Genomic DNA, 20,850 nt, shown 5'->3' with positions numbered 1-20,850 from the left:
ACGCGGCATGGCTGCATCAGGCTTGCGCCCATTGTGCAATATTCCCCACTGCTGCCTCCCGTAGGAGTCTGGACCGTGTCTCAGTTCCAGTGTGGCTGATCATCCTCTCAGACCAGCTAGGGATCGTCGCCTTGGTGAGCCCTTACCTCACCAACTAGCTAATCCCACCTAGGCATATCCTGACGCGAGAGGCCCGAAGGTCCCCCTCTTTGGCCCGTAGGCATCATGCGGTATTAGCCATCGTTTCCAATGGTTATCCCCCACATCAGGGCAATTTCCTAGGCATTACTCACCCGTCCGCCGCTCGACGCCGTTATCGTTCCCCGAAGGTTCAGATAACTCGTTTCCGCTCGACTTGCATGTGTTAGGCCTGCCGCCAGCGTTCAATCTGAGCCATGATCAAACTCTTCAATTTAAGATTTTGTTCGGCTCAATGAAAATACTGAACATTACATAACGTAATGTTTGAATTGACTGTGCTGAATCCGAAGATTCAATGGTCACTTCGTATCATTGAAACCTAATTTGAAACCGCTCTTTATTAAGAGAAATTTCTAATTGGATTATCATCAACGAGTGCCCACACAGATTGATAGGTCTATATTGTTAAAGAGCTTGCTTCGTAAGCTTTGCTATCGAAGCGGAGGCGTATTCTAAGGAATTAACTTTCAGTGTCAAACACTTTTTTAAATTAATTTTTAGAAGCTTTCTTTCGCCTTATTGCCAATTGCTTTTGCGTTTCCGCTTTGCCCTGACAACGGAGGCGCATTATAGGGAGATGATTTTTCTTGGCAACCCCTTTTTAGAAAAAAACTTAAAAAAAAGCATCGAGTGATTAAATCTCACTCAAACGCTTAATTTTAGCACTCAGTTGTTAACTTCAAGTAGCAAATAGGCAATCAGTATGTGTCTACCCAGCTCTCTTTAAAGCTGGTGATATCAAGATCCAGTGATTGCGCCGCTTCGATTTGCTCAATGGCCTCTAATTCTTTATTTACACTATTCATCGTCAATGTGTTGTTGTCTAACTCAAACACTTGTTGTTGAGTTTTGTAATAGAACTTAAGCGTAGTGAGCGCTTTTACATCGTCATTGCTCGCGGCTGCTTTAATGCTTTTTAGTTTACGAAATATTTTGTTGTGCTGTTGCTTGAGCTTCCAAACGTACAGCACCTCTTCCATGTATGGTCGAGTTTTAATTTGATTCAATAAAGAGAGGGAAGTTGCGACTGCGAGAACGACACCAATCAAATTCCAATGAAAGTTTCCCGTTGATTGTTCAGGTACGGCTTGAGTATTGCCAAACAAAACAATAAGCAAGGTACTAAAGGCAAGAGATGAGATAGCGAGCAACGCAACAAAACCGCCAATCACCAGGTTTGCTTTCTTTTTATAAATGTCTTTATTTATCTTTTTGATTTCCATATACCGCTCCTAACAGGGTTGCCTCCTATTCTAACCAGCATACTCCGCACGACAATCGAAGCTTTGTAAGTAAGTTCACATTTACTATTAAACTCGCATCCCTTCCCTGCTTGGGTATATACTTCCGCGCATTCACTCTTCCTATATAGAGGCTAAATTCATGCGCTCTTTTGTTTTACGAGCTCGCGCGGCGCCAACCACCAGCAAAGCACTATTAGAAGGTGTTGGTAACGAGGCGCATACCGAGATCCTTGCTCATACCATGATGAACACTATGTTCGTGGCACAATCTCACCGTGAAGATGTGGTTGTCCACTTGGTATTAGAGAGCACGAAGGATTACTCGCGCACGATTACCATTCGTTCAAACGACATTACCAATATTGGCGGTTTTCACGAGTCAACGTTGATCGCTGCCGTTGCCCGTGCGTTGGACGCATCTGTTGGCATGGGTAAAGAGCAGCTTCGTGAAGTTGAACCAGGTATTACGGTTCGTACAGTGAGCTTTGAACGCTTGGTGCAAGAACTGGCGGAAGATCACCAACTTTATATGTTGGACAAGAAAGGCGAATTTGTTCGTGACGCAGAAATTGGTGAAAACCCATGTTTCTTACTAACCGATCACATTCCGATGCCGAAGAAGTCGTTCAACAGCTTGAAGCGCCTAGGTACTGAGAAGATCAGCTTAGGTCCTAAGATGCTTTTCGCTTCTCAGTGTGTGGTATTGATCCACAATGAGTTGGACATCCGCGAATTTTAGTTATTCGCGTACACGTTGCTAGATGATGAAAGAGGACTCGATTGAGTCCTCTTTTTTTGTTTCTGACTTTCTATGCAACGCTTATTTACCACCAATGCTCAAACGAGCAAAGCGAACGTCTGGCGAGAAGAAAGTGCGGCTATCGTTGATTAGCTGAGTATCACCTACTGCCTCAACTTCTTGCAGCATCTTGTAGAAGTTACCCGCTACCGTGATCCCACGAACTGGTTGAACGCGCTCTCCATCACGGCACAAGAAGCCACTCGCACCAAATGAGAAATCACCACTGACAGCATCCGCACCAGAGTGGACACCTTGCAGTTCGACTAACTCTAGGTACTCACCTGCTTTGACTTCTAACGCACTGCTGTTGCCTGTCGCAATCACTTTGTGATTCGCTGATACGTCTAAGCTCGATTTTGCACTGCGAGATGCACTTGCTGTCGAGACTGCGCCCAAGTAACTTGCGGTCTGGCTGTTGTGTAGCAAGGTTTTCAACTCACCATTAGCAATCATCACATTATCTTGAGTAGCGAAGCCTTCACTATCAAAACTCGCGATTGCCATACCATTTGGCATGTAAGCCGCATCGGTAAAGGTGATCAGTTCACTTGCAACGCTTTGACCAAGCTTGTCACCCAGTGGCGAGATGCCTTTCATCGCACTCACACCAGAAAACGCACTGCCGAAAGCACCGAATAAACTTGCAAGCGCATTGATGTGGAAAATAGCGGGGTAGTTACCCGTCGCAACTGGTGCGCCATCAAGGAGGTCGCGAGCAAGGTTGTAACCGCCTTCTATACAATAAGCTGGATCCAACTCATCAAAACGGCGACCTAGCGACATTCTACCTGCCATCGACTGTTTGCCATCTTTTTCAAATAAGGTATACGCGTAACAAGTGAACGAACGCTCGAAATGTTGACATAACGTACCTTGAGTATTCGCGATGATGAGCTGAGTTTCACCGTCACTGTAACCATTGTATGGTGAGCTTGAAGCGTGAGGCAGGGCCACAACACCTTGCTCAAGTGCAAGGGACAGCTCAATTTTCTCATCGACCGATGTGGTATCTTCTTGCGCAATTTCTGCAATATCAGTGGTGATTTTGCTGTTTACGCAGCTGATGGTTTGATGTTCATCTTGCTTGGAAAAGCGAGCACTTTGCAGCGCGTTGGTGAGCATCAAATCTAAACTTGGTTGCTCGAGTGATTCAGAATAACTGGTCGCAACACGGGCATCTTTAATGACTCGAACGCCCAGCACTTGGCTTGAGCTAACTTTGTACTCATCCAGCTTGCCTTGGTTTGCTTTCAGCGAAAAGCTGCTGTTACGGTTCACAATCACGTCCGCTTCCGCACCTTGGCGTTTGGCTTCTGACAGGACGTAATCAACCGCGTTAAGAAGTTGTTGTTCTTGGCTCATTAGTTACCGCCTCCTACCAGAATATTGTCCACTTTAAGGGTTGGTTGGCCGACTGTTGTAGGTACTGAGCCACTCACTGAACCACACATACCTGGAGCAAGTGCCATGTCCTTACCGACCATACTGATTTCTTTCAATACTTTAGGACCAGTGCTGATCAGTGTCGCCGCTTTCAAAGGCTTGGTAATTTTGCCATTTTCAATCAAATACGCTTCACGAACAGCGAAGTTAAATTCGCCCGTCCCAGGTTGAACGGAGCCACCACCCATCTTCTTGGCGTAAATACCGCGTTCGATTCCCGCAAGCATATCATCGAGTGAATGCTCGCCTTCTTCGATAAAGGTATTGCGCATGCGCGAGGTTGGTGCGAACTTGTAGTTCTGACGACGACCAGAGCCTGTTGGCTCGTAACCTGTCTTCATGCCGCCCATTTTATCGACCATAAAGCTAGTTAGCTTACCGTCTTTGATCAGTTGGGTACGCTGCGTTGGCAAACCTTCGTCATCAACGTGGATTGAGCCCCATTCGTTGGTCATAGTGCCATCATCTACTGCGTTTACTGCGGTATGAGCGATCATCTCACCCATTTTGTCGTGGAATACTGACGCCTTCTTCGCAACCGAAGTGGTTTCGAGTAAGTGACCACACGCTTCGTGGAAGATAACGCCGCCAAAGCCGTTACCAATTACCACCGGCATTTCACCCGATGGACAAGCATCCGCCCCCAATTTCACTAGCGCTTGTTGAGCGATAGTTTGACCCAGCTCTTTCGCTTCGATCTGTTCGCTAAACTCCCAACCGGCAAGTGCCCCTGGGCCTTCCATGCCAGAAGACTGCTCATTACCTTTTTGAGCAACGGTGTTACCCGCCACACGAATGTAGTGACGCGTATCGTCTACATGCAAACCTTCTGAGTTGAAGATAGACACTTGCTGCTCGCGCTGAAGCACACTACCAATGAACTGGCTGATGTACTCACTTTCTGCACGCGCAGCTTGGTCAACTTTCAATAGAAACGCGATTTTTGAATCTAAGTTGGCATCCTGACTTAACGGCATGCGGCAACCGTGTTGGATTGGGTAGCGGTTCAAATTTAAAGAACCTGCTGACGCGATTTGCTCACGCTTGTCTTTTGCCGCAAGCAATGAGGTTACGCGTTTTAGCTCGGCTTCGTCCGTGCTATTGGTGTATCCATAAAGCACTTTGTGACCGAAGAAGAGGCGAATACCGATACCAAAATCAATCCCCGAATTGATCTTGTCCACCTCACCAGATGCGATCTGGACGGTGTTAGTTTGATGATGTTCAACGAATAGTTCAGCGAAATCAGCCCCTAAAAAGAGAGCATGATCGATCACTGACTTCGCTGTTGCAGAATTAAGCATGAAGTCTCCTTGCTCGATGATCGTCTTAGCCTTCCTAATTAACTGTCGAAAAGTTCAACAAAGTTAAATTGGCAACGCGTTAAATTTTAACAGTTTTTTAACCTTGTTTTGTGCTAATCCTTGCTTAGCGAGACCACGATTATTTATTAAATATTCCAGGTTCAGCTCTTTCACCAGAGCGTTGCACTAGTAAATTCCACACGACGAACCATTTAGATGCTTACTCTATCACTCACCTCGCATAATTGAATACTCAATAATAATTACTCTCAAAAAACGTATCCCTTCCGCAATGGTCCTGCTATCATCCGAGCGAAATAGTCGGGGGGCCACGCGATAAGCGTTGGCTGAGATCGAGATTCGAGACCCGTTGAACCTGATTCAGTTAGCACTGACGTAGGGAACTATGCGCACTTTGCCTTTCGCCGCCCCTCTTAGGTAAGCGATAGCGATCGAAAAATCGATCTATCTGCAACGGTCAAAGTCAGTTCCTATACGTCTTGTAGTAGGAGCGACCATGACGCAGCAATCACAACCTCATTCACATCACACGCCAGCCTTGCCTACCCCTATCGTATTGACCATCGCGGGCTCAGACAGTGGTGGCGGTGCAGGTATTCAAGCCGACATCAAAGCGATGTCCGCAACCGGCAGTTTTGCTTGCTCGGTAATCACGGCGATTACTTCGCAAAATACCCAAGGCGTTTCTGCGATTTTCCCCATTCCTCTCGACCATGTAGAGAGCCAACTTGATGCAGTATTTACCGACCTCAACATCGTTGCAGTCAAAGTGGGCATGCTAGCCGACTCCAACATCATCAAAGTTGTTGCAGACAAAATTAAACAATACCAGCCAAAACACCTCGTGATTGACCCTGTAATGGTGGCCACCAGCGGCGATCTATTACTGGAACAGTCGGCAATCAGCACATTAAAAGAAGAGTTAATTCCACTGGCAGACATCATCACTCCTAACCTGCCAGAAGGTGCAGCATTGACGGGTAAGCCAGTGCCTCAATCAGAATCTGAAATGAACGATATGATTACCGACCTTCGTGCACTTGGTGCCAAAGCTATTCTGCTCAAAGGCGGTCATCTTGAAGAAAATGAAAACAGCAACGATCTGCTGATCATGCAAGACTGTGCCGAGTTAATCAGCGCCAAGCGTTTTCCGACCAAAAACACCCACGGTACGGGCTGTACACTGTCTTCCGCCATTGCGTCTTACCTTAGCCAAGGCAACAACCTACACAAAGCAGTGCACCTTGGTAAGCAGTACATCAGCCAAGCTATCGCACACGCTGATGAATTGGATGTCGGTAAAGGTCACGGCCCTGTGAATCACTTTTTTTCGGGTCATACTTATGTTCGCTAACGCGATTGGCATTCAGCTTTCCGACGCCAGTTTGCAATACAAAGACAGCCAAACACCGACTTTAGCGAAAGTGAACATGGTCATTCCTATCGGTCAATGGACGGTATTACTCGGGCGAAGTGGCTGCGGAAAAACCACGATATTGCGTTACTTAGCTGGCCTACTGGATAACCAAGTTGACTGGCATGGCGAACTCATCACAACCGATGGCGCCGCACTGCATGACCGTATCGCTTACATGGCTCAGCAGGATTTATTGCTACCGTGGCTTAACGTGCTGGATAACGTCTGCCTTAGCTCGCGCTTTTCTCACGCCAACTCAAATTCAGCGGATGATAAACAACGTGCTCTCAACTTATTAGAGCACGTTGGGTTGGCTGATTATGCTAACGCCAAACCCGCTCAACTCTCTGGAGGTATGCGACAACGCGTAGCCCTTGCTCGCACTCTGATGCAAGACAAACCTTTGGTTTTGATGGATGAACCTTTCTCGGCATTGGACGCCGTGACTCGCCACAAATTGCAAACTCTCTCTGCCGAGCTACTAAAGGACAAAACCGTTGTCTTGATTACGCACGACCCACAAGAAGCGGTGCGATTGTCACACCAACTCTATGTGTTGCAAGGCACGCCTGCTCAAGCGCAGCACTTGGTTGTTCCGGACGCCAAGCCACCAAGATCTCTCGATGGAGAATGCGCAACATTGCAACAAGCGATTTTGGATCAATTGGAGAAAGACTATGAGTGATATGACTCAGTACAACTCCGTTTCGGCGCGTATTAATAAAAAGGAACGCGTGACTAACCCAGCTCTGCGTCTGCTGATCAGCGCAGCCGTGATCTTAGGTTTGTGGCAGCTCATTGTAGTGGTGTTCGACATGCCAAGCTTCATCTTGCCATCACCAATTGAAGTATTGGATAGATTAGTCACTCGATACGACGTGCTGCTCAAACACACTTGGGTAACGGCACAAGAGATCCTACTTGGCCTCACACTCGGCTTATCGGTGGGTTTGCTATTTGCTTTGCAAATGCTGATGTTCGAGCCGCTCAAACGCTGGTTATTGCCGATTCTTATCGCTAGCCAAGCCATTCCAGTATTTGCTATCGCGCCCGTGTTGATGCTGTGGCTCGGTTACGGCATCGCGTCAAAAGTGGTGATGGCGGCGATCATCATCTTTTTCCCTGTAACAACTTGTTGTTACGACGGACTGCGCAACACCCCCACCGGCTATCTCGATCTTGCCAAAACCATGGGCGCATCGAAATGGCAATTACTGCGCCATATTCAACTACCTGCCGCCCTACCAACGTTAGCGTCTGGTATTCGTGTTGCCGTGGTTATTGCGCCGATTGGTGCCGTGGTCGGTGAATGGGTTGGTTCAAGTGAGGGCCTAGGCTATCTGATGCTGCAAGCCAACGCTCGCATGATCATCAATGAAATGTTCGCGGCGCTGTTTATTCTCGCCGCACTGTCTATCACACTCTATTTCACCACTGACAAATTACTGAAAAAAGCCATTCCCTGGGAAAACAAATAGGGAAAGAAAAAGGAAGAACCCCGTGAATAAAAACAAACTCATGAGCGCTGTAACTCTGCTCGCATCAATTGTTTCAACTAACGTACTTGCTGCCGAAAAAGAGCTTACTTTAATGCTGGATTGGTTCGTTAACCCGAACCATGGCCCTATAGTGATTGCACAAGAACGAGGCTACTTTAAACAGCAAGGTTTGAAGGTAGATATCCAAGAACCCGCCGACCCAAGCACACCACCTAAACTAGTTGCAGCTGGCAAAGTCGATATGGCGATTTCATACCAACCTAGCCTGACCATCGACGTAGCGGCTGGCTTGCCATTAATTCGCTCTGCGACCTTAATTGCAACTCCCCTCAACACGTTGATGGTGTTGGATAACGGTAAGAACGATAACCTTGGCGACCTTAAAGGCAAGAAAATCGGTATTGCTATCGCAGGTAACGAAGAGGCGACAATCGGCACCATGCTTGCGCAGGAGAACGTGAAGTTTTCTGACGTGCAAATCATCAACGTCGGTTGGGCTCTCTCTTCCTCTCTCGCATCCGGTAAAGTAGACGCTATTTGGGGCGGCTTGCGTAACTTCGAAACCAACCAACTTGCGCTAGAAGGCTACAAAGCCAAAGCCTTCTTCCCAGAAGAACACGGCGTACCAGCGTATGACGAACTGGTGTTTGTGGCGAATGCAAAAACCTATGACAAAGCGGCTATCAAAGCGTTCAACAAAGCGCTGGAGCAAGCGACCACTTACATCGTCAACCATCCTAAAGAGTCTTGGAAAGAGTTTGTCGCTTACTCGCCAGACACACTAAACAACGAGCTCAACCAACGCGCTTGGAATGACACGTTAACTCGTTTCGCGCTTCGCCCATCAGCAGTCGATCTAAAACGCTATGACGACTACGCCGAGTTCATGTATTCACAAAAAATCATCAAAACACTGCCAAAAGCGAAAGATTACGTACCGAGCTTTGACTAATTCTACTGACCTTAGGATCTCAGCCTAGGGTCTTTTGATAACGAGATACCCATAATGAAATACCAAGATTTGATCGACGCTTGCCGCCAAGATTGGCAAGAATACACCGAGCATGCCTTTGTGCAGCAATTGGCCAAAGGCACACTGGCTCAACCTTGTTTTCTGCATTACTTAAAGCAAGATTTCTTATTCCTAAAACAGTACGCACGAGCTTATGCGCTGGCAATCTACAAAGCGCGTACGTTAGACGATATGCGCCGCGCACTACCAAGCGTACATGCGCTTTTAGATTCAGAGATTGCCCACCATGTTACCTACTGCGGGCAGTGGGGATTGACGGAATCTGATCTCGAAAACGAGCCGGAAGATTTTGGCACGGTGGCTTACACGCGCTACGTATTGGATGCGGGAATGACGGGCGACTTAGTTGACTTGTATGCCGCGCTCGCCCCTTGCTCCATCGGCTACGCCGTCATTGGTAAAATGCTGATTGAAGATGAAAACACGGTATTCGAAGGCAACCCTTACGCAAGTTGGATTAACTTGTACGGCGGTGAAGAGTTCCAATCAGGCGTGGCAAGTGGGGCCGAACACTTTAACCAGTTGCTGGCTGAAATCGACATCCACAGCCAGCGCGGTCAAAACCTGATTCAGGTCTTCAAAACCGCAACGCGTATGGAAGTGGCGTTTTGGCAACAAGGTCTAAACGCACAATAAGGTTAATTGGAGAATCTCATGTTAATAGAACAAATCACTCAAACATTAACCGCAGTGCGTCAGCAAAAGCCTTTAGTCGTGAACATTACCAACTACGTGGTGATGAACAACACGGCGAACGCTTTGTTGGCTATCGGTGCTTCGCCAATCATGGCGCATTCAAAGCAAGAAATGGCAGAAATGATGTCGTTTGCTGGCGCTTTGGTGATCAACATCGGCACCCTAGACAGCGTTTGGACACCGCGCATGATCTACGCTGTCGAGCAAGCTAACTCGAACGGTAAAATCGTTGTGCTCGACCCTGTCGGTTGCGGCGCAAGTTCACTACGTACCGAAACCTCGCGCGAAATCGCCCGCCTTGCAAACAAGTTAATCATTCGTGGTAATGCGTCCGAAATCATTGCTCTCGCTGGTGAGCAAGCGCAAAGCAAAGGTGTAGATGCACTCGACAGTAGCGATACTGCGCTAGGAGCCGCTCACTTCTTAGTTGAAGAATACGGAGCAAGTGTGGTGATCTCCGGCGAAACTGACTACATCGTGACAAAAGAGCAAACCGTACAGCTGAATAATGGTCACGAGATGATGCCATACGTAACCGGAATGGGCTGCACACTGACGGCACTGACTGGCGCTTTCGCAGCAATCGGCGACGAAACAGGCCTTGCTGCGGCAGCGGTGCTTGGCGTTGTGGGTGAAATTGCGGCTGAGCAAGTGCGAGGGCCAGGTAGCTTGCAAATGCATCTTTTGGATGAGCTTTACCAACTGGATGAAGAAACACTGGCAACACGTCTTAAATTACAAGTGAGATAAATCACTTCTCAATGCTTTAAACGCCTCTCACTCCAAAGACAGTGGGAGGCAAAAGGAAACATAATGAACGCCTATCGTTTGTATTTGGTCACCGACGACCAACAAGATTTATCCACTCTCAAACACGTTGTAAGAAAGGCGGTAGAAGGTGGGGTCACCATGGTACAGGTGCGCGAAAAACATGGTGACGTTCGTGCATTTATTGAACGAGCTCAAGCCGTAAAGACGATCCTTGAAGGCACTGGAGTCCCGTTAATCATCAATGATCGTGTTGATGTTGCCCTTGCTGTTGATGCTGATGGTGTCCACTTGGGGCAATCAGATATGCCCGCAACTATCGCTCGCGAGTTGATTGGACCAAACAAAATTCTCGGTTTATCCATCGAAAATGAAGAGCAGCTTGCAGAAGCGGACTCTCTTCCGATTGATTACATCGGTTTGAGCGCGATCTTCGTGACGCCAACCAAAACCAACACCAAAAAACATTGGGGTATTGATGGTTTGAAGATGGCGTTAGAGACGACTTCACTACCGATTGTTGCCATTGGCGGCATTAACGAGAGTAACATTCCGCAGCTTAGCGCCACTGGTGTTCATGGTTTGGCTTTGGTTTCTGCCATTTGTCATGCAGAAAATCCAACCAAAGCAGCAGAATACTTACTTTCTCTGATGGATTAAGACCCCAACGCTTAAGGATGAGCGCCTTTACCCTTCGGATAAATGTCATCAATTCATCACTCAACCTTCATTCTCTCGTCAAATTGACAAAGCGTTGATAAGTTTTTCACGCCAGATAACGTAAGATAAGCCCCTTATTTTCACGTGGTTGAATAACCCTCAATAAAAACAAAACGCTCTCAATGAAAACCAAAAAATATGGATTGATGATGCTCGCCTTGTTTGTTCTTGGCATCATCCCAATGTCGCTGTTTGGCTCTTATCATGATCTCACCTCACAGGTGCCTGAAAGTCTGGGTATTACTTTTACTTTGCTCACTGATTCTGCTGGCAGCAAAGGCTTTTTAATTACCTTAACACTGCTACTGCTTTCTTTATTTCGCTTTAAACCAAGTCGCACTGAGTGGATGCAAAAACTCTCAATGTTAGGGCTGTTACTTGTGATTGGCTTTGCCAGCAAAACGGGGCTAAAACTGATGACAGAAAGCCCGCGCCCGTACACGGAATTGCTCGCAGCAGAACAATTGATTGAAACACCAGAAACGTTTTATCAGTTGGAGACAAAGCAACAAGCCAACGTAATTAACCAGATTTCTGAACAAGTCAGTGATTGGCGGACACGCCATTGGCAAGGCGAGAAAGACTATTCTTTCCCATCCGGCCATACGATTTTCGTTTCGATTTGTTTGGCTTTCTTTGGTGGGTTGTTCTTACAGAACAAGTGCTATATCTCTGCACTGTCATTGTGGATGTGGGGAATGAGCGTCGCATATAGCCGCTTATGGCTGGGCATGCATCGCCCTGAAGATTTAATAGGTTCGGTCTTGTTTGTCGCTATTGTATTTACTTTACTCCCGACATTTCAAATTAAGAAACAGATGCCATTTGTTTCTCTCGCTTCGCGCTAATGTGAACGATGACTAGATAAAAAAGAAGCCAGCGATTCGCTGGCTTCTTGCTTTCAAGCGCTACTTTTTTCTAGCCATTTTTTGGTGGTTCAAACGCCGTTAGTTCTAATTCTGGGCCAGTGTATTTTTCAATACGAACCAGTGCCGAGTTCGCCGCACAGCCGTTTGCAAGTCGAGAGGTCGGAATATCCAACGTTAACACGTTACAACCGCCGTTCTTACAAATGCCGGTTTTCGGATCCAAATCCGGCCAACCGCCTTCATGAATACACACTGAACCTTGCTTGATTCGGTCAGTCACTTCTGCACCAACCAATACTTGGCCACGGTTGTTAAACGCACGAACTAGATCGCCCGTTTTAATACCACGCGCTTTCGCATCTTCAGGGTGAATCCAAATAGGTTCACGGTTTGCAATTGCGTACTCTTCGCGAATCTTCGCGTAGTTAAACTGGCTGTGTAGACGATGCGCTGCGTGCGCGGTCATCAGCTGCAACTCGCCATCTTTTGCATTGCCGGTGTACTCGGTTGGTGCCATCCATGTTGGGTGTGGAGGACAGTCTTCCAACTGGTAACCTTCAATCGTTTTCGAGAAGATTTCAATCTTACCACTTGGCGTACCTAGCGGGTTCATGATCGGGTCTTCACGGAAATCCGCGTAACGAACAAACTGTGCGTTCTTCTCGTTCCACTTCATCTCGATCAGTTGGTTATCTTCCCAGAACTTGCTGAAGTTCGGCATTGCTACGCGAGAGCCACGGCCACCTTGTTGCGCCACCTTGTAGAAGCCGTACAGCCATTCCATTTCAGTTTTACCTTCGGTGTACACATCACGTCCACCCGGTGCTAGCATCTCCGCCATGTCCGCGAATACATCGAAGTCATTACGCGCTTCACCTTGCGGCTCAACCACTTGCTTCATTGGCACCAAGTGTTGGTTACTGTAGTCACCCGTCATCGTTAAGTCGTTGCGCTCGAACGATGTGGTGATTGGTAGGACGATGTCCGCGTGCTTCGCAGCCGCTGTCCAGTAAGGTTCTGAAATCACGATCAGTTCAGGCTTTTGCCATGCTTTAATCAAGCGGTTGGTATCTTGGTGGTGAGTAAAGTTCGCACCACCTGCCCACCAAATCATCTTGATATCTGGGAACGTCAGTTCATGGCCGTTGTGATGGTAGGATTGACCTGGGTTTTCCAACGCCTCGACAATACGCGCCACAGGGAAGCTTTGCACCGCGCCAGATACCGCCCAGTCGTTACCCGCAGAAGAGCCGCCACCCAGTGATGCTGAAATCGCAGGAAGCACGCCAGCGTCACGAGCAGGGTTACCACCGTTTGAGTAGTGGTAAGAGAAACCAAAACCACCGCCCGGTAAGCCGATTTGACCCAACATCGTTGCCAGTGTAACCAGCATCCAGTGACGCTGTTCACCGTATTGTTGGCGCTGCATGCCCCAACCCGCCATCAGCATGGTGCGGTTTTTACTGAAGATGTCAGCTAAGAGCTCAAGTTGCTTCGCGGGTACGCCACAGATTTGCGATGCCCACTCCGCTGATTTTTCTACGCCGTCTTCTTCGCCCATCAGGTACGCTTCAAATTTGTCGTAACCAGCGGTGTATTTATCGAGGAAGGCTTTATCGTGCTTACCTTGTTTCACCAAGGTGTGTGCGATACCCATCATCATCGCTACGTCGGTCATTGGGTGAGGAGCAATCCACTCCGCATTCTCGCCAAAGAACTCGATGGTTTCAGAACGAATAGGGTCAATCGCAATAACCGTCTTGCCTGATTTTTTTAATTGATGGAAGAACTCAAGACCAGCACAGTCTGTTGAGCTCCACGCGATTTTTAGGGTGTTGATCGGGTTTAAGCCCCAAAGTACAACCACGTCGCTGTGCTCTAGTACCACTGGGTACGTGGTTTGTTGCTCGTACACTTCGATAGAGCCCACAACGTGCGGCATGATGATCTGCGCAGCACCCGTTGAGTAGTCACCCAAGTGGCCTGAATAGCCGCCCGCCATGCTCATGTAACGTTGCAGCAAGGTTTGTGCTTTGTGCAGCACGCCACTTGAACGCCAGCCGTAAGAACCAGCAAACACAGAAGCTGGGCCATATTCTTTGCGAATTCGCATGTGCTGTTCGTGGATCAGCTTGTAAGCCTCATCCCAAGACACACGCACAAACTCATCACTACCGCGCACACCTTCTGGCGACGATGGGTTTGCCAAGTAGCCTTTACGTACCATTGGGTACTTCACACGCGCCTTGGTATGCACTTGGTCAGGCCCAGTAGTTTGTAGACTATTTGGTACAGTTTGTGGAAGAGCATTAGTAGTCGAAACCAACTTACCATCTTTCACTTCACATAACATTGGGCCCATGCGGCCCGCTGTCAAAATGCCCTTGCCACGCTGGTTTGAAGACGCAACAGACATAGGTGCAAAAGAAGTAAATGCCATGGCGCCAGCCGCCATACCTGTGCCTTTTAGAAATCCACGACGGGTTAAATTAGTCATAATCTTATCCTTCTATTTATCGTTAGTGACCAACCACATCTTTCGCGTGGTGCTGGAAGAACTTAGTAAGAATTTCTAGGTTTTCGGCAGTGATGTCTGTTCGATCACCCATACTCTTCGCCACTGGTCCCCATGCGTTCACTGTGAAGTGATTTGAAGGAATTTTCGCGTGACAAGTTGCACAATAAACGTTGTCTAGCTCTTCTGCGTATGACCAAACTGGGTCAAGTGTATCCACAACAGGAGAATCGATCGTGCCTGTTAGTGACACTGCGCGCCATTCGTTGCCGTAAACGTCGGCCTTAAACTCACCGCCCTCAAGAGCTTGCTGACCTTGCTCGGTTAGCGTTGCTACGATGGCACGTTGACCTTCACCCATGTACAGCACTTGCTCTGCGCCTTTCATTTGGAATGCGTCCAACTTAACAGTACGCTCATCACCTTCAGAGCTGATTACTTCTAACTTCGTCGTTGGGTTAATTTTACCCATCTCACCCATTGCGATTTCAGTCACAGGGTAAACGACTTTGGCACCAGGTGATGTTTTTGTGGTGAAGCTCATCAACGTTTCAAATGCCTTGCTGTCTAGCTCAGCTTCTGGTGCAAAGTGAGCAACGCCTTTGTGACAATCGATACACGTTTGATCGTTCGCTTTTGCGTACTCGTGCATTTTCGCTGCATCGCGAGATTGCTCAAATTCTTCCATCGCGTCAAAGTCGTGGCAAGAACGGCACGTTGCAGAGTCGTTTTCACGGAACTGCTCCCACACCATCTCCGCAAGCTCTTTGCGGTGCGCTTCGTATTTTTCTGGCGTGTCGATCTTGCCAGTCACAAACTCATGGTAGATGTCTTTCGATGCACGAATCTTCGTGATCAGGTAGTCCATCGGTTCTTGTGGGATGTGGCAATCAGAACACTCGGCACGAATGCCTTTCGCATTACTGAAGTGCACTGAGCCTTGGTACTCTTTGTAAGGGATTTCCATAGAGTGGCACGAGAGACAGAACTCAGTATCAGAGGTGTAATGCATTACCGCTGCAGTACCACCTAATGTTAACCAGCCCACACCAATGCCGGCAGCAACCAGCAGTGCAACATATCGTTTTTTTATTGACATAATTAGCAACACTTCCAAATAAAATGTAATTATAGATCGCAAAATACTACTTTATAGGTAGTTCTCTCTTGATCCACATCATTTCCGTGTTGCTCTATGTGTCTCAAGTATGAAATTTCGTTATTTTCATCCCATAAATGAATATTCAGTAAGAATTCATTACCCAACCAGGCATTCACCACACAAATCACTTTTGTAAGTGCAACCGTTTGATTAAAGAGATAAGAGGATGAGAAACTGGCTCTCTACATAAATGCTGTAAGGACACGCATGTCAGTTTATATTGAGACTCACCGAAGCCGATTAAGACCTATCGAAGCCAGCGATTGGGAACTATTTCAGCGATTACATTCCGAACCAGAGATCATTGAGCTCTGTTTTGATCGCCCGAGCGAAAAACAAATAAAAGAAAAATTTGCTTCGCGATTATTACCATGGACACCAGACAGTCCGCACTGGCTTTGCCTCGTCATACTAGATAAGCAATCTGAACAACCGATTGGCGTCACTGGCCTTGCCATTGAAGAAGGTAACGCAGAGGTGGGTTACTTACTTTTGCCTGAATTTCATGGCCGACAGTTTGGAACAGAAACCCTTCAAGCGCTTCTAAATTGGGCGAGAGCAACACATGACATCGACCGCTTTTCCGCTACGGTCACTGAAGGGAATATTGCTTCAGAGCGTGTTCTCATGAAGTGCGGATTCGAGCTATCTGAAGTCATTCCTGACGCATACCAAATTGGCGACAAGCGTTACGCCGACAAAATCTACTCGCTACAAAAATAAGGATGTATTTTGAATAAAGTAGTCATCGTTACTGGCGCAAGCCGAGGCATTGGAGCCGCAACAGCGAAAAAACTGGCCGAGCAAGGCTATGCCGTGTGTGTTAATTACCGTGCGCAAAGTGAAGCAGCTCACCAAGTGGTCAGAGATATACAAGCAAATGGCGGAAAAGCGATCGCCGTTCAAGCAGATGTATCGGACGAGCAACAAGTGCTCAATCTTTTCGATGCAACAGAAAACGCACTAGGCTCAGTCACCCATTTGGTCAACAACGTTGGCATTCTATTTACTCAGTCACCGTTGGCGGAAATCAGCTTGGAACGCTTTCAGAAAGTAATGAACACTAATGTGAATAGCTGCTTTCTTTGTTGTAGAGAAGCGGCGAAGCGATTCAGTACTGGTGGCGCAATTGTGAATGTTTCTTCTGGGGCATCACGCTCAGGCGCGCCATTCGAATATGTCGATTACGCCACATCAAAAGGCGCAATGGATACCTTAACCAAAGGGCTATCGCTTGAATTGGCAGACCGAAATATTCGCGTCAATGGCGTTCGACCTGGTTTCATTTATACCGATATGCACGCCGATGGTGGAGAACCAAACCGAGTGGATAGGCTCAGCCCTCAAATTCCACTGAAACGGGGCGGTACGGTAGAAGAAGTGGCGAATGCGATCACTTGGCTACTCAGTGATGAAGCTTCTTATGTTACAGGCTCTTTTATCGATCTTTCAGGCGGTAAGTAAAATGGAAGTCAACATTCGACAAGCAACTCCTGACGATTTGGATGCAATTTTTGAATTAAACCTACAAATCAACGCACTGCATTTTGCCAACGCGCCTGAAGCTTTTGTAGCACCTTCGGAAGACGACCGAGCGTTCCTCACTCAGGCTCTCGAGAATGATGAACGCTTGTTTTTAGTCGCAGAACATGAAAAGGAGGTAGTCGGCTTTTTAACCGCGATGATCACTCAGAATGAAACCGTCAGCTTTCTGATCAAAGATCCAATTTGTCGAGTAGGAACGATTGTCGTCAATGAAGAACATAAGCAGCAGGGCATCGGTCGCCAACTGCTTGAGGCTTGTGAGCAATGGGCTCGCGATGCCAATGCTACACAAGTTCGATTAGAAGTGATGGAATTCAATCAATCAGCACAGCGGTTTTACGACAAGCAAGGTTTTAAAACTAACTCACGCATTATGCTGAAACATTTGTAACGATAACGACAATTAAGCGCTTTTCACGACTAAAGCCACCTAAATCGCATTTATCGATGCAATTTATCCCCTGATTTTAGAAAAGACGATATGATGTGCGGATAAAGGAGATTCGAACATGATTTATCTTTTCGATTGGGGGAACACCTTAATGGTGGATTTCCCTCACGCACAAGGAAAAATGTGCGATTGGGAACACGTAGAAACGATTCCTCTGGCCAAAAAAACACTGGCAACACTTTCCCAAAATCATGCTATTTACATCGCGACCAGTGCGTCTGATTCCAACATGGAAGAGGTTCAGCGTGCGTTCGTCCGCGTCGACTTAGACCAGCACTTAAATGGCTACTTTTGTTTTGCCAATCTCGGCATCGCTAAAAACCAACCTGAGTTTTATCTTGCTATCGCAAAACAGCTAGGGGTTAACGTGAGTGAGTTAACTATGGTTGGCGACTTGCCCTATAAAGACATTTACCCTGCAATGCAAGCTGGCGTAAATACGATTTGGTTTAATCCAACAGGAGCCAATGCGCCAGCCGATCCCATTCCGAATCAAATTCGCTGTTTATCTGAACTCGTACCTTAACCATCACTAACCTGCACTAATCAAGGAAGATGAATGCAAATCAGACCCATCCAGGTAAGCGATATCGAGCGCTTTACCGAACTGTGGAACCGAGTCTATGCCGAAGGTAAATACCTGCGCAGTCCGGCTCCAGATAAAGACACCCTGACCAATATTTTACGTCGCGTAGAACTTGAATCGATTCCTCAATTTGTTGCTTTGGACCATCACGTTCTGATTGGTAGTGTAGAGATTTTTCCTGCCGAACTGTGCGGTTATGAAGGCGGTCAACTCACTAGCACAGGCATTTTAGGTATTCATATTGATAGAACATTCAGAGGAAAAGGGCTAGGTAAGCAGCTATTGTCTGTCGCACTTAAAAGTGCCTGGGAATATGGTTACGACACCATTGTACTTAATGTTTATAAGGACAACCTTGCCGCGATAGCGTTGTACGAACGATTTGGATTTGAGCACCATGGTGAACTAGGAGAAGTCACTCTCCCCAATGGCGAAGTGTTGATGAGTCAGAAGATGATGTTAAGCGCGCCTAACAACCCTCAGTAACGTGTCCTCGGACGATAGACTCTGTGGATGCTTGATTTACATAATAGAAATAGCATGCCTCTTCTGCCAAGGTATAACCTTGCGGCCAAATGTACACCACCCGATCAAGACCTGACTGGTCGACAAATTGATAATCGGGAATAGATACAAAGTGGGTACTGTTTGGGTGTTGCTGACCAATAATACAAAAGTCACTGCCTTTGCAGGGAACAGCAATTTTGGACACGCCACTCTGCGGCAAATCGATTTCTAATAACGCGCCAATGCTATTGGCGCTCGCTTCTGGCATACCACTTAAGGTTTTTACGTTCCTATCAATATAGTGGACTTGGTTTTGCTCGGCAGCATTGTCTATCACCACTCGGGCGTTAAAAAATTTAAGCGCGGTACCCAATGACGAATTGGAACTGTGTAACATCGACGCATAGGCTTGGCGATGAATGTGGAGTAGTGTTGGCAACGCAGCCAAAGCGATGAAAGCCAAAGTGGCGAGCACCATGGTGATTTCCATCAGAGTAAATCCCTTTAATCTCACTTTTTTATCTCAGCAGAATGAATGGTCGTTTGCCTCACATCCATGTGAGACCTTGCCAATATATCGCTGATTTAAAACGTTTAAAGCCCTAGTAGATGACAAACAAGAGTCATGGGCCAAAGTTGAGACCGCTCGCCAAGTTACTATGCAAACGCACACATTTATGTGTCAATTTTAGGACTTTATTTATCAATCACTTATTTACTGAAGTAGATTACCCGAGTAGTGGAACGTTATTACGAACAAGTCCGCGACGTACGTTAGTGCACATCTTCCCGAAACGACGGATCTCATCAAACTGCGGAATCACACCCCGCTCCATGGCTGACTCCCAATAAGTAACCTCTGAATCCACCATTTCCAGTAACTTCTTTGGACAACCGATGCACTGCCCTTCCGGCCCACACACAAAGGTTTCCGGTTCGTAAATCGGTAGTTCAGCTTTTACTTGCTCGATGATATTACGCATCGCGGTCATTCGGTCTGGCTTTGCCGTCATCACTCTGCTCCACGGATTAAGATGAAGCAGAATTGTACTCACTGGCACGTGAATGTCCCTACCCAATTTAGGTATATTCTGTTTGAACCGATTTTTTTATCGTCAGATCTGGCTTTTTAACCACTAGATAGACCGCCGTGGCCGCCAATGCAAAGCCAGAAATGCCCATCCAATCAAACGACTCACCAAACGCGAGCCAAGCTTGAATCGCGGTTGTTGGCGGCACGAGGTAAAACACAGACGCCACACTCGAAGACGCGCCATTTCTCACCATGTACAGCAGCAGTAGGATAGCCACACAAGAGAGCACGACGACCAACCACAACACGGTCAAAATAAACTCCAGTTCCCACTGAACTTGCATGGTTTCAAACTGCATCGCAACAGGCAGAAACATGATGAGTGCGGCCAAATATTGCACCGTCGCACCACCAACCATATCCACCTGTTGGCAATGTTTTTTCTGATACAGCGTCCCTAACGTTATACCAACCAAAGACAGTAAACAGACTCCAATGGCTAAGAACTTATGTTGCTCAGACTGCCACTCCATGTTTCCCATCAGCACCATAGCGATGCCGACAAAGCCAAGAGCCAAACCCAGCCATTGCGAGGGTTTAAATTCCTCTTGAACAAACACCACCAGCAAAGCCGCGGTTAAAATCGGCTGAATGCCCACCAACAACGAACTCAGCCCTGCAGGCATACCCAAATCAATAGCGAAATAAGTGCCGCCTAAATAGAAGCCATGGATCAACACACCCACCACACAGCTGTGCCAGAAATCGCTTCCTGTTGGCAACCTTCTACGCAACATCGCCACAAGAACCAAAAACAGTAAGACATTGAATGCCATACGGATAGAAAGTAGTGTCGCTGGCTCGGCATACTGCAAACCAAAACGCGCACCAACAAATCCAGAAGCCCAAAGGATGACAAATACAAAAGGGATGGCTCGGATTAACATGATCGCCTCACTCACGCTTGTTTTATGTTTTGAGATACTGTTAATGTAATTAGGTACAGTGTTTTCAAAAAGTGACAGATGGAAGTG

Annotated in this window: 22 protein-coding genes, 1 rRNA gene and 1 riboswitch; of the genes, 14 read left to right on the top strand and 9 right to left on the bottom strand. The window is 47.2% G+C overall.

Features of this window, described 5'->3' with window-relative positions:
- A 16S ribosomal RNA gene (locus tag L3V27_RS08025) occupies window positions 1-415 on the bottom strand; the annotation flags it as partial.
- A 484-nt stretch (window positions 416-899) separates the two neighbouring features.
- Entirely contained in the window at window positions 900-1,424 is a 525-nt protein-coding gene (locus L3V27_RS08020) for a DUF3087 domain-containing protein (protein ID WP_237311537.1), read from the bottom strand.
- Between the two features lie 160 nt (window positions 1,425-1,584).
- Here L3V27_RS08020 and trmY point away from each other — a divergent pair, with 160 nt between their 5' ends.
- Window positions 1,585-2,184 carry a tRNA (pseudouridine(54)-N(1))-methyltransferase TrmY gene (gene trmY / locus L3V27_RS08015; protein ID WP_005459965.1) on the top strand — a complete coding sequence of 200 codons (600 nt, stop codon included), beginning with the start codon at window positions 1,585-1,587 and terminating at the stop codon, window positions 2,182-2,184.
- An 81-nt stretch (window positions 2,185-2,265) separates the two neighbouring features.
- On the opposite strand, the gene L3V27_RS08010 is transcribed toward trmY, so the two are convergent.
- Window positions 2,266-3,609, bottom strand: coding sequence for a TldD/PmbA family protein (locus L3V27_RS08010; RefSeq protein WP_237311535.1), 1,344 nt, complete (start codon window positions 3,607-3,609; stop codon window positions 2,266-2,268).
- The gene (locus L3V27_RS08005; protein WP_237311534.1) at window positions 3,609-4,994 is read right to left on the bottom strand and encodes a TldD/PmbA family protein; all 1,386 of its coding nucleotides are present in this window, start codon (window positions 4,992-4,994) and stop codon (window positions 3,609-3,611) included. The genes L3V27_RS08010 and L3V27_RS08005 overlap by 1 nt, the downstream gene beginning before the upstream one ends.
- A gap of 312 nt (window positions 4,995-5,306) precedes the next feature.
- Window positions 5,307-5,414, top strand: a riboswitch (TPP riboswitch).
- A 97-nt stretch (window positions 5,415-5,511) separates the two neighbouring features.
- Between L3V27_RS08005 and thiD the strand changes: the two genes are divergently transcribed.
- The 8 genes from thiD to L3V27_RS07965 all read left to right on the top strand — a co-directional run bounded on the left by thiD (window position 5,512) and on the right by L3V27_RS07965 (window position 11,996).
- Window positions 5,512-6,369: a bifunctional hydroxymethylpyrimidine kinase/phosphomethylpyrimidine kinase gene (thiD, locus tag L3V27_RS08000; protein ID WP_161445034.1), complete on the top strand. Its 858-nt coding sequence runs from the start codon at window positions 5,512-5,514 to the stop codon at window positions 6,367-6,369.
- Window positions 6,359-7,117, top strand: a complete 759-nt coding sequence (locus L3V27_RS07995; RefSeq protein WP_237311533.1) for an ABC transporter ATP-binding protein — start codon at window positions 6,359-6,361, stop codon at window positions 7,115-7,117. Before thiD ends, L3V27_RS07995 begins: the two co-directional genes overlap by 11 nt.
- A complete protein-coding gene (locus L3V27_RS07990) occupies window positions 7,110-7,910 on the top strand; it encodes an ABC transporter permease (RefSeq protein ID WP_237311532.1) in 801 nt (266 codons plus the stop codon). The genes L3V27_RS07995 and L3V27_RS07990 overlap by 8 nt, the downstream gene beginning before the upstream one ends.
- Window positions 7,911-7,932: 22 nt before the next feature.
- Window positions 7,933-8,883 (top strand): ABC transporter substrate-binding protein, encoded by a 951-nt coding sequence (locus L3V27_RS07985; protein WP_157626571.1) that lies wholly within the window; start codon window positions 7,933-7,935, stop codon window positions 8,881-8,883.
- A gap of 54 nt (window positions 8,884-8,937) precedes the next feature.
- Window positions 8,938-9,600: a thiaminase II gene (gene tenA, locus L3V27_RS07980; RefSeq protein ID WP_006740999.1), complete on the top strand. Its 663-nt coding sequence runs from the start codon at window positions 8,938-8,940 to the stop codon at window positions 9,598-9,600.
- Between the two features lie 18 nt (window positions 9,601-9,618).
- Window positions 9,619-10,410 (top strand): hydroxyethylthiazole kinase, encoded by a 792-nt coding sequence (gene thiM / locus L3V27_RS07975; protein WP_048625554.1) that lies wholly within the window; start codon window positions 9,619-9,621, stop codon window positions 10,408-10,410.
- A gap of 63 nt (window positions 10,411-10,473) precedes the next feature.
- Window positions 10,474-11,088 carry a thiamine phosphate synthase gene (thiE, locus tag L3V27_RS07970; RefSeq protein WP_170902863.1) on the top strand — a complete coding sequence of 205 codons (615 nt, stop codon included), beginning with the start codon at window positions 10,474-10,476 and terminating at the stop codon, window positions 11,086-11,088.
- Window positions 11,089-11,270: 182 nt separating this feature from the next.
- Window positions 11,271-11,996: a phosphatase PAP2 family protein gene (locus L3V27_RS07965; RefSeq protein WP_109169383.1), complete on the top strand. Its 726-nt coding sequence runs from the start codon at window positions 11,271-11,273 to the stop codon at window positions 11,994-11,996.
- Window positions 11,997-12,066: 70 nt separating this feature from the next.
- Here L3V27_RS07965 and L3V27_RS07960 read toward each other — a convergent pair whose 3' ends face one another.
- Both L3V27_RS07960 and L3V27_RS07955 read right to left on the bottom strand, forming a co-directional pair.
- Entirely contained in the window at window positions 12,067-14,514 is a 2,448-nt protein-coding gene (locus L3V27_RS07960; RefSeq protein WP_104972195.1) for a trimethylamine-N-oxide reductase 2, read from the bottom strand.
- Window positions 14,515-14,536: 22 nt separating this feature from the next.
- Window positions 14,537-15,631, bottom strand: a complete 1,095-nt coding sequence (locus L3V27_RS07955; protein WP_005391870.1) for a NapC/NirT family cytochrome c — start codon at window positions 15,629-15,631, stop codon at window positions 14,537-14,539.
- A 270-nt stretch (window positions 15,632-15,901) separates the two neighbouring features.
- On the opposite strand from L3V27_RS07955, the gene L3V27_RS07950 reads away from it, so the two are divergent.
- The 5 genes from L3V27_RS07950 to L3V27_RS07930 all read left to right on the top strand — a co-directional run bounded on the left by L3V27_RS07950 (window position 15,902) and on the right by L3V27_RS07930 (window position 18,762).
- The gene (locus L3V27_RS07950) at window positions 15,902-16,417 is read left to right on the top strand and encodes a GNAT family N-acetyltransferase (protein ID WP_005391871.1); all 516 of its coding nucleotides are present in this window, start codon (window positions 15,902-15,904) and stop codon (window positions 16,415-16,417) included.
- Window positions 16,418-16,426: 9 nt separating this feature from the next.
- Window positions 16,427-17,158: a glucose 1-dehydrogenase gene (locus L3V27_RS07945; RefSeq protein ID WP_237311531.1), complete on the top strand. Its 732-nt coding sequence runs from the start codon at window positions 16,427-16,429 to the stop codon at window positions 17,156-17,158.
- Window position 17,159: 1 nt separating this feature from the next.
- On the top strand, window positions 17,160-17,630 hold the full coding sequence (locus L3V27_RS07940) for a GNAT family N-acetyltransferase (RefSeq protein WP_237311530.1): 471 nt from the start codon (window positions 17,160-17,162) through the stop codon (window positions 17,628-17,630).
- A gap of 118 nt (window positions 17,631-17,748) precedes the next feature.
- Window positions 17,749-18,216, top strand: coding sequence for an HAD family hydrolase (locus tag L3V27_RS07935; protein WP_237311529.1), 468 nt, complete (start codon window positions 17,749-17,751; stop codon window positions 18,214-18,216).
- Window positions 18,217-18,249: 33 nt separating this feature from the next.
- A complete protein-coding gene (locus tag L3V27_RS07930) occupies window positions 18,250-18,762 on the top strand; it encodes a GNAT family N-acetyltransferase (RefSeq protein ID WP_074190229.1) in 513 nt (170 codons plus the stop codon).
- Here the strand turns inward: L3V27_RS07930 and L3V27_RS07925 are convergent.
- The 3 genes from L3V27_RS07925 to L3V27_RS07915 form a co-directional block, all read right to left on the bottom strand.
- Window positions 18,746-19,273, bottom strand: coding sequence for a hypothetical protein (locus L3V27_RS07925; protein WP_237311528.1), 528 nt, complete (start codon window positions 19,271-19,273; stop codon window positions 18,746-18,748). The two genes, L3V27_RS07930 and L3V27_RS07925, sit on opposite strands and share 17 nt — an antisense overlap.
- 238 nt (window positions 19,274-19,511) lie before the next feature.
- Window positions 19,512-19,796, bottom strand: coding sequence for a hypothetical protein (locus L3V27_RS07920; protein WP_046875577.1), 285 nt, complete (start codon window positions 19,794-19,796; stop codon window positions 19,512-19,514).
- 67 nt (window positions 19,797-19,863) lie between these two features.
- Entirely contained in the window at window positions 19,864-20,763 is a 900-nt protein-coding gene (locus tag L3V27_RS07915) for a DMT family transporter (protein WP_237311526.1), read from the bottom strand.
- Window positions 20,764-20,850 lie beyond the last annotated feature (87 nt).

It is taken from the genome of Vibrio sp. J2-3(2022) (assembly GCF_021725735.1).
In the GTDB taxonomy this organism is placed as follows: domain Bacteria; phylum Pseudomonadota; class Gammaproteobacteria; order Enterobacterales; family Vibrionaceae; genus Vibrio; species Vibrio diabolicus.
The sequence above is the reverse complement of the archived record's forward strand: the minus strand, read 5'-3'. Positions and strand labels throughout refer to the sequence as shown.